The organism is Sphingopyxis sp. (assembly GCF_035998965.1).
Taxonomy (GTDB): domain Bacteria; phylum Pseudomonadota; class Alphaproteobacteria; order Sphingomonadales; family Sphingomonadaceae; genus Sphingopyxis.
This window is the reverse complement of record NZ_DASYHE010000092.1, coordinates 36,095-42,543: the sequence shown is the minus strand read 5'-3', so window position 1 is coordinate 42,543 and position 6,449 is coordinate 36,095. Positions and strand designations below refer to the sequence as shown.

Sequence of the window (6,449 nt, the reverse complement as noted above, 5' to 3'; positions counted from 1 at the left end):
CGGCGTCGACAATGACGAGGATATCGCGCGCACCCTCGCGATGTTCGGCGGCTTTACCGAAGGCTTGCAGCTCTTCGCCAGCTTCGCGATGCTGATGAACTTCCCGCGCTTCAACAAGATGAAGGGCATGGGCCAGATCGTCAGCTGGTCGATCCGCGACGAAAGCCTGCATTGCGAAGGCATCATCAAGCTGTTCCACACCTTCACCAAGGAACGCGACTGCCTGACCAAGGCGGTGAAGGAAGACATCATCGACACCTGCCAGAAAACGGTGCGGCTCGAGGATGCGTTCATCGACCTGGCGTTCGAACAGGGCCCCGTCCCCGGCATGACGCCCAAGGAAATCAAGCGCTACATCCGCTACATCGCCGACTGGCGCCTCGGCCAGCTGGGGTTCGCGCCGATCTACATGATCGAGGAACACCCGCTCCCCTGGCTCGCCCCGCTGCTCAACGGCGTCGAGCACGCCAACTTCTTCGAAACCCGCGCGACCGAATATAGCAAGGGCGCGACGCGCGGCGAGTGGAACAATGTCTGGTCCAGCTTCGACAACCGCAAGAAAGCCAAGGCGAACGACGACCTCGCCCCGGTGATCACCGCCGAAACCGACGGCGAGGATATGTTCGCGAAGGCAGGGATCGCGGCAGAGTAAGATAAACCCCCTCCCGCTTGCGGGAGGGGCAGCGAAACTTGCCAGCTTGCTGGCTTAGTGTAGCGGGGTGGGCAAGGACGCCGACAGTTTCGGCTTCTGAACAAGGTGATACTGGAGCAACGCAAGCAGATCGGAAGGGCGCAGAATGAGCATTTCTCCTGAACCCGTCGCGGTTCGCTTCGACGACGACAGCTTCTGGGTCGATCTGGAGGACGGTCGCACCCTGGGCATTCCGCTTGCCTGGTTCCCGCGCCTCCTCCACGCCACTCCCGCCCAACGCGAAGCCGTTTCGCTCAGCCGCGCCGGACTGCATTGGGAAGAGATCGACGAAGACATCTCCATCGCCGGCCTGATCGCCGGCCGCGGCGACCAGACACGCAACCGGAAAGAAGCCGCATGACCGAAAAACAGAAACTCATCATCCTCAGCCAGCCGCAGCGTTCGACGCTCGAAGGCCTGTCGAACCGCCGCCCCCAACTCCCCACCGATCCGATCCGCGACGAACTCGTCACGCTGGGACTGGTGGTGAAACAGGGCGCCAAATGGGCGCTGACCCCGCAGGGCAAGAAGGTGCTGGCGGCAAGCTCAAACCGGCGCAATGCGGGCGGGTTTTCGGTTTGAGGCAACTACCGATAAAAGGGGCTGGCAGGCTACAATAAAGCATGAGCGCATTTTTTCTACAGGTCCCCGAGTTGGAGTTTGCATCAGGCCGCATTGCAATTATACTGGAAGTGATATATGTCGTCCGTTGAACGCCGCTACAAGCTCATCGTCGATGGGCATGTCAGTGGTGATTTGGCGCAGGTTCGAACCAAGGATCGATATGCATTTGCGAAGCTCTATGTCTTTCTCGAAGAACTCAAGGGCAGTATCGATGATTGTGCCAAATTGGCTGATGAACATTTCGCTGACGAAACAATCGAAAACATATCTCCATTTTGGTTTCTCCAAGACAGGAAATACAATGTGTTTCGCCTCAAATTGGTAGAAATACATGGCTGGCGAATACTCACAGCCGCGGACCACCGAAATCGGGAAATTGCAATTTTGGCGATCATGGAACGATCCCAAGATTACCAAAATGATCCGAAACTAATTGAAAGATTAAAAGCGAGCTATGAGAAACTCGGTTTCTACCGCTTCGGTCACTAGACGCCGCACTTGGAACATCGACACGGTTCGCAGTGCACGGATGTGGCAAAAGTTTGACCTTGCCAAATTTGATAGCGTACCTGACGGATTCATATCCCTCGACGCCCTTCTTGATGAATACCGAGATTCCGTGACTCGCGATGAGCTTTGCGCTGCAAGGCGGGATTCGGCGGAGGCCAAACCCAAAGGTCTAGCTAAACTGAGACTACAAGCAGGAATGAGCCAAGCCGACCTTGCGGACTTAGTGGGAACGTCTCAGCCAAGGCTCTCCAGCTGGGAATCGCGTAACGAGAAACCTTCTTTTGAAAATATTCAAAAACTATCCGCTGCACTCGACGTAGATTTTAATGCCCTTTTCGAGGCGCTCTCATGACGAACATTAGGGTAAGCATGTTTGCTTGTGAGGATATAAGATGGGAGGCAAACGGCACGCCGATGATACTTGGCCTTATGTCTCCCATTTTTCATCCGGTTGAATATCCTTTGACCATGGAACGAATGCACGTTGTTACTATAATTAGGATCAGCAAGGAAATATCAGAAATCACTGCCAAGCTGACTATGAAATGGGATAGAAAGTCAAATATTGTTGATGAAGAAAAATCAAGATCATTCTCTGTTGAATATAGCCGCAATGAAGATGACAACGACCTAGATTTTGACTGGTCAGTTTTTTCAAATCTTGCGCTAGATAATTTGGAATTTGACGAAGGAGATATCTTGGAGTTCAAATTCGAGGCAGGAGATTGTTCCGATTTTATCAAAATAAAGGCTGGGAGCCTGATGGAGATTGAATCCTAAAAGCACCGGATTTGATCTGGGGTCCATCGCCGCCCTAGTTTCCACCCCATGCACGCCGACTTCCCGCCTGCGTCTACATCACGGCGAGCGCACGGCACGGCACGCTCTACACCGGCGTCACCTCGCACCTGATCCAGCGCATCGCCCAGCACCGCGACGGCAGTTTCGACGGCTTCACCAAACGCTATGGCGTCAAAACGCTCGTCTGGTTCGAACGCGCCGGGATGATGCACGCCGCGATCACGCGCGAGAAGCCGATCAAGAGCTGGCAGCGCAAGTGGAAGATCGCGTTGATCGAGGCGGCGAACCCGGAATGGCGCGATCTGGCCGAGGAATTGGGGTTGCCGCCGTTGGGGGGGTAGCGCCGAACCTTTACACGGTCCCCTCGTTCGTCATGCCGGACTTGATCCGGCATCCATTCCTGCCTCGCCGCATGGATCCCGGATCAAGTCCGGGATGACGAGGAGGCGCAATTCTTCGTGCCTTTGTGCCTTTATGTGAAATCAAAAATCGCCAGCATCAGACCGGAGCACCGCACCCCAGCCCACACGCTCACCCCCCCAAATCCTATTTCGAACACCCCACCTCAAAAACCCCTTTCCTACATTATTCCCATATGCTCCAAACTGGCAGATGAGCCACATCGCCCCCATCCCTTCGCCCGACGCGGCCGCCGCCGCCGTCCCCGCATCCACCCCCGCGCTCGACGCACATGGCCACGACCCCGCCGCTTACGACTGGGTGCCGGTGCTGAAAAAGCGCCGCAAGGATGGCTGGTCGCCCGATAAACAGCGCGCGTTTATCGAGACGCTGGCTGATAGCGGCTCGGTCGCCACCGCGACGCGGCAGGTCGGCATGTCCGAATCCTCCGCCTATCGCCTGCGCCGGTCGCCGGGCGCGGAGGCATTCGACCGCGCCTGGTCCGCGGCGATCGATGCGGCGTCGAAGAGATTGCTCGACGCCGCGTTCGAACGCGCGCTGGTCGGCAGCGAAGAGCCGGTGTTCGACCGCGACGGCAACCGCGTCGGCCGCCGCCTGCGCCACAGCGACCGGTTGCTGATGTTCCTGATCCGCGCCTATGGCCCCGACCGCTTCCGTGAGGGCGCCGCGGCACCCGCCCCTGCCGCGACCCCGGTCGCCGAGGCGCTTGTCCACCTCCATCCCGAACCGCCCGCCGCGCCCGCGGCGCTGATGGCGCCCGACGATCTTGCGGTGGCGTTAGAGGTTACCGATCTGTGCGACGGCGAACTGCCGCGCTGGTATCGCGACGATGCGGACACAGCGCTGGTGCCTCCCGCGACCCCGCCCGTGGGGGCGGCGTGGGATGAGGCTGACCTTTCCTGAACTTTGACGCGTGCACCGCGTCGTTGGGCTGAACTTTGCTGAACTTTGGCGCGCAGCCCGCCTAATTCAGTACCGATCCGCTCGGAAATCCGCGCACCCCCGCGACCGCGAACATCACCCCGCCGCGCACCGCCTCGGGCGCATCCGCCAGCAGCGCCAGCTTGACCAGCTCGCGCGTCACTTCGCTGTCGTCGTCGACGACCAGCCGCAGCGATTCGATACCGATTTCATTGCGCGAGATCACGACATCGCGGATCAGGCTCAGCGGCCAGCTGTCCGAACTGCCGCGGTACAGCCGCGCGCCGTCGTGAAAGATATACGCCTCGCGCTGCCGCCACAGCCGGTGGAAATGCACCAGCCCCAGCGCCGCTGCCACGATCAGCGCGGTCACGATCAGATTGCCGAACAGGATGCTGCGGATGATCTCACCCGCCTGCTCGCCCTGCGCCTGCCGGATCAGCAAGCCGACCAGCGCCAGCGCGCACAGCAATTGCCCCGCCGCCAGCGGCTTCGCCTGTAACCGCCCGATCACGACTATCCTGTGGTCCCACCGCGCCATCGCCGCGCCTATAGCCATCGCCGCCGCGCAGCGCCAGTCGCGGCCCGTATCTGACATGAAAATGGCCCGCTCCGAGGGACGCGGGGAGCGGGCCAGTTTCGGGGCCGACGCGCGCTATCGCGCACCCAACCCCGGATGATCGTGCCGGTTATTCGGCCTCTTCGAACAGGCCGACCGCGGTCGCACCGGTCGCCGACAAGCGGATCGTGTCGCCTTCGACGGCCGCGACCAAGCCGGCGGGCAGGTAGTGATGCTTGCCGTCGGCGCTGTCGCTCTTCGCCATCTTGATCCGCTCGCCATCGAGACGATCGACCGTCCCGACATGGACGCCGTCGGCGCCGATAATCGTCATATGTTCCTTGATCGCGCTATGGTCATGCTCAGCCATCGTCATTCTCCTTGCCGCTTTGCGGGACAGCCCGCGAAGGTCTTGCCAGATACGCCCCGCGGCGGCGTTCGATCCCGACCCGCCGACGAGCCGCCCGAAAGCCGCGCCGCTTCCCAAGCGCCGCGCAAAGGCCTAGCCTGCATACCATGCGCTTTTCCGCTGCCTTTGTCGCCATCCTGTTGCTCGCCATGCCGCTGCCCGCCATCGCCTGTTCGGTTGCGCCGGGATACCGCGTCCCGACGAACATCGAGCTGGTCGCCGACGCCGACCTGATCCTGCTCGCCACGGTGTCGGAGGGCGATTTCGCGCCCGACAGCACCTCCGAACAGCAGATCGAGGTCCAGCCGCTGGCGGCGATCAAGGGCGAAATGCCGACCGGCCCGCTCGCGATGCCGGGATCGATCGCCAGCGGCGAAGAAGCGCTGCTCAGCAATCCCTACGAACTGAAGGACGCGCATCCGCAAAGCCTGGCGGGTGCGTGCAATCGCTACACCTTCCCGCGCGGCTCGCGCGTGTTGTTCTTCCTGAAATGGCAGGGCGATCATTGGCGCGCCGCGGGCGGACCGTTCAGCCGCTGGGCCGAAGATGTGCTGACCGACGAAGCCCCGTGGTTGCAAGTCGTCCGCCTCTATGCCGAAGCCGCGGTACTACCCGCCGGCGACCGCACCGCTTACCTGACCGCGCGCCGCGACGAATATGCTGCCGAGCGCGACAATCCGGTGGCGCAACTGATCGCCGCCGACATCGCCCGCCAACTCGCCGGACCCAACGCGCCGCTGCGCGAGAAATTGCCGCCGGCTCTCGACGAAGCCGCAGACCAGTGATCGGATGGTAGCCTCACCAATCACGCGGCGGCGGCGAGCACCTTCTTCTCGATGACGCGAATGAACACCTCAGGATCCTGCGCACCGGGGATCAGCATCCGGCCGTCCAGGATGAAGGCCGGGACGCCGGTAATATTCTGGTCGGCCCAATAGGCTTCTTCCGTGCGAACCATCTCGCCAAACTCGCCCGATGCCAGGATCGAGGCGGCACGGCCGCGGTCGAGCCCGACCGACGCGGCGACGTCGGCCAGCACGCCATGATCGCTGACGTCGCGATTGTCGGTGAAATGCGCCGCAAACAGCGCCAGCTTCAGCGCCGTCTGCACGCCCGTCGCTGCCGCCTGCTCAGGCTCTTCCAGCGCCCCCGCCCATGTCAGAAGACGGTGTGCGTCGAAACTGTTGCGCATCCGGAATTCGGGGCCGCGGTTAAAGACAAAGCCGAGGTCGGCCGCAATGCCCGCCATCTTTCCGCTGTTCGCGCGGCTCTGTTCGACGGTTATGCCATATTTGCGCATCACATGCTCGGCGGCATCCTCGCCCTCGGGCGGCATGTCGGGATTGAGCTCGAACGGGTGCCACTGAACGCGGAAGTCCAGCCGACCTTCGAAATGCGTCATCACGCTCTGAAATTTCAGCCAGCCGATGATGCACCAGGGACACATCACGTCGGACACGATATCGACGCTCAGACGCGGCACGCTCGGTTCGGCCAACGAAAATCTCCTGCCC

12 protein-coding genes are annotated in these 6,449 nt (G+C 61.1%); 9 read left to right on the top strand and 3 right to left on the bottom strand.

Annotation, left to right across the window (positions count from 1 at the left end; genetic code table 11):
- From VGN68_RS16215 to VGN68_RS16180, 8 genes are all read left to right on the top strand, one after another.
- Positions 1-652 (top strand): ribonucleotide-diphosphate reductase subunit beta (locus tag VGN68_RS16215; protein ID WP_327477997.1); only part of this gene is annotated, 652 nt, incomplete at its 5' end.
- A gap of 145 nt (positions 653-797) precedes the next feature.
- On the top strand, positions 798-1,052 hold the full coding sequence (locus tag VGN68_RS16210; RefSeq protein ID WP_327477995.1) for a DUF2442 domain-containing protein: 255 nt from the start codon (positions 798-800) through the stop codon (positions 1,050-1,052).
- Complete coding sequence (locus VGN68_RS16205; protein WP_088442384.1) at positions 1,049-1,273, top strand: hypothetical protein; 225 nt, start codon at positions 1,049-1,051, stop codon at positions 1,271-1,273. Before VGN68_RS16210 ends, VGN68_RS16205 begins: the two co-directional genes overlap by 4 nt.
- A gap of 117 nt (positions 1,274-1,390) precedes the next feature.
- Entirely contained in the window at positions 1,391-1,804 is a 414-nt protein-coding gene (locus VGN68_RS16200) for a hypothetical protein (RefSeq protein WP_327477991.1), read from the top strand.
- 40 nt (positions 1,805-1,844) lie between these two features.
- Positions 1,845-2,177: a helix-turn-helix transcriptional regulator gene (locus VGN68_RS16195; protein ID WP_327477989.1), complete on the top strand. Its 333-nt coding sequence runs from the start codon at positions 1,845-1,847 to the stop codon at positions 2,175-2,177.
- Positions 2,174-2,605 (top strand): hypothetical protein, encoded by a 432-nt coding sequence (locus tag VGN68_RS16190; RefSeq protein WP_327477987.1) that lies wholly within the window; start codon positions 2,174-2,176, stop codon positions 2,603-2,605. The genes VGN68_RS16195 and VGN68_RS16190 overlap by 4 nt, the downstream gene beginning before the upstream one ends.
- A 77-nt stretch (positions 2,606-2,682) precedes the next feature.
- Positions 2,683-2,967 (top strand): GIY-YIG nuclease family protein, encoded by a 285-nt coding sequence (locus tag VGN68_RS16185; protein ID WP_327478002.1) that lies wholly within the window; start codon positions 2,683-2,685, stop codon positions 2,965-2,967.
- 271 nt (positions 2,968-3,238) lie between these two features.
- Positions 3,239-3,949 carry a hypothetical protein gene (locus VGN68_RS16180; protein WP_327477986.1) on the top strand — a complete coding sequence of 237 codons (711 nt, stop codon included), beginning with the start codon at positions 3,239-3,241 and terminating at the stop codon, positions 3,947-3,949.
- Positions 3,950-4,010: 61 nt separating this feature from the next.
- Here VGN68_RS16180 and VGN68_RS16175 read toward each other — a convergent pair whose 3' ends face one another.
- Both VGN68_RS16175 and VGN68_RS16170 read right to left on the bottom strand, forming a co-directional pair.
- Complete coding sequence (locus VGN68_RS16175) at positions 4,011-4,565, bottom strand: hypothetical protein (protein ID WP_327477984.1); 555 nt, start codon at positions 4,563-4,565, stop codon at positions 4,011-4,013.
- Between the two features lie 91 nt (positions 4,566-4,656).
- Positions 4,657-4,896, bottom strand: coding sequence for a DUF2171 domain-containing protein (locus VGN68_RS16170; RefSeq protein WP_327477982.1), 240 nt, complete (start codon positions 4,894-4,896; stop codon positions 4,657-4,659).
- Between the two features lie 146 nt (positions 4,897-5,042).
- Between VGN68_RS16170 and VGN68_RS16165 the strand changes: the two genes are divergently transcribed.
- Positions 5,043-5,720 (top strand): hypothetical protein, encoded by a 678-nt coding sequence (locus tag VGN68_RS16165; protein ID WP_327477980.1) that lies wholly within the window; start codon positions 5,043-5,045, stop codon positions 5,718-5,720.
- A gap of 20 nt (positions 5,721-5,740) precedes the next feature.
- Here VGN68_RS16165 and VGN68_RS16160 read toward each other — a convergent pair whose 3' ends face one another.
- On the bottom strand, positions 5,741-6,433 hold the full coding sequence (locus VGN68_RS16160; protein ID WP_327477978.1) for a DsbA family oxidoreductase: 693 nt from the start codon (positions 6,431-6,433) through the stop codon (positions 5,741-5,743).
- Positions 6,434-6,449 lie beyond the last annotated feature (16 nt).

Coding starts and splice junctions, on each gene's coding strand:
- VGN68_RS16210 (WP_327477995.1), top strand. CDS start 798: ATGAGCATTTCTCCTGAACCCGTCGCGGTTCGCTTCGACGACGACAGC.
- VGN68_RS16170 (WP_327477982.1), bottom strand. CDS start 4,896: ATGGCTGAGCATGACCATAGCGCGATCAAGGAACATATGACGATTATC.
- VGN68_RS16195 (WP_327477989.1), top strand. CDS start 1,845: ATGTGGCAAAAGTTTGACCTTGCCAAATTTGATAGCGTACCTGACGGA.
- VGN68_RS16175 (WP_327477984.1), bottom strand. CDS start 4,565: ATGTCAGATACGGGCCGCGACTGGCGCTGCGCGGCGGCGATGGCTATA.
- VGN68_RS16205 (WP_088442384.1), top strand. CDS start 1,049: ATGACCGAAAAACAGAAACTCATCATCCTCAGCCAGCCGCAGCGTTCG.
- VGN68_RS16165 (WP_327477980.1), top strand. CDS start 5,043: ATGCGCTTTTCCGCTGCCTTTGTCGCCATCCTGTTGCTCGCCATGCCG.
- VGN68_RS16200 (WP_327477991.1), top strand. CDS start 1,391: ATGTCGTCCGTTGAACGCCGCTACAAGCTCATCGTCGATGGGCATGTC.
- VGN68_RS16190 (WP_327477987.1), top strand. CDS start 2,174: ATGACGAACATTAGGGTAAGCATGTTTGCTTGTGAGGATATAAGATGG.
- VGN68_RS16180 (WP_327477986.1), top strand. CDS start 3,239: ATGAGCCACATCGCCCCCATCCCTTCGCCCGACGCGGCCGCCGCCGCC.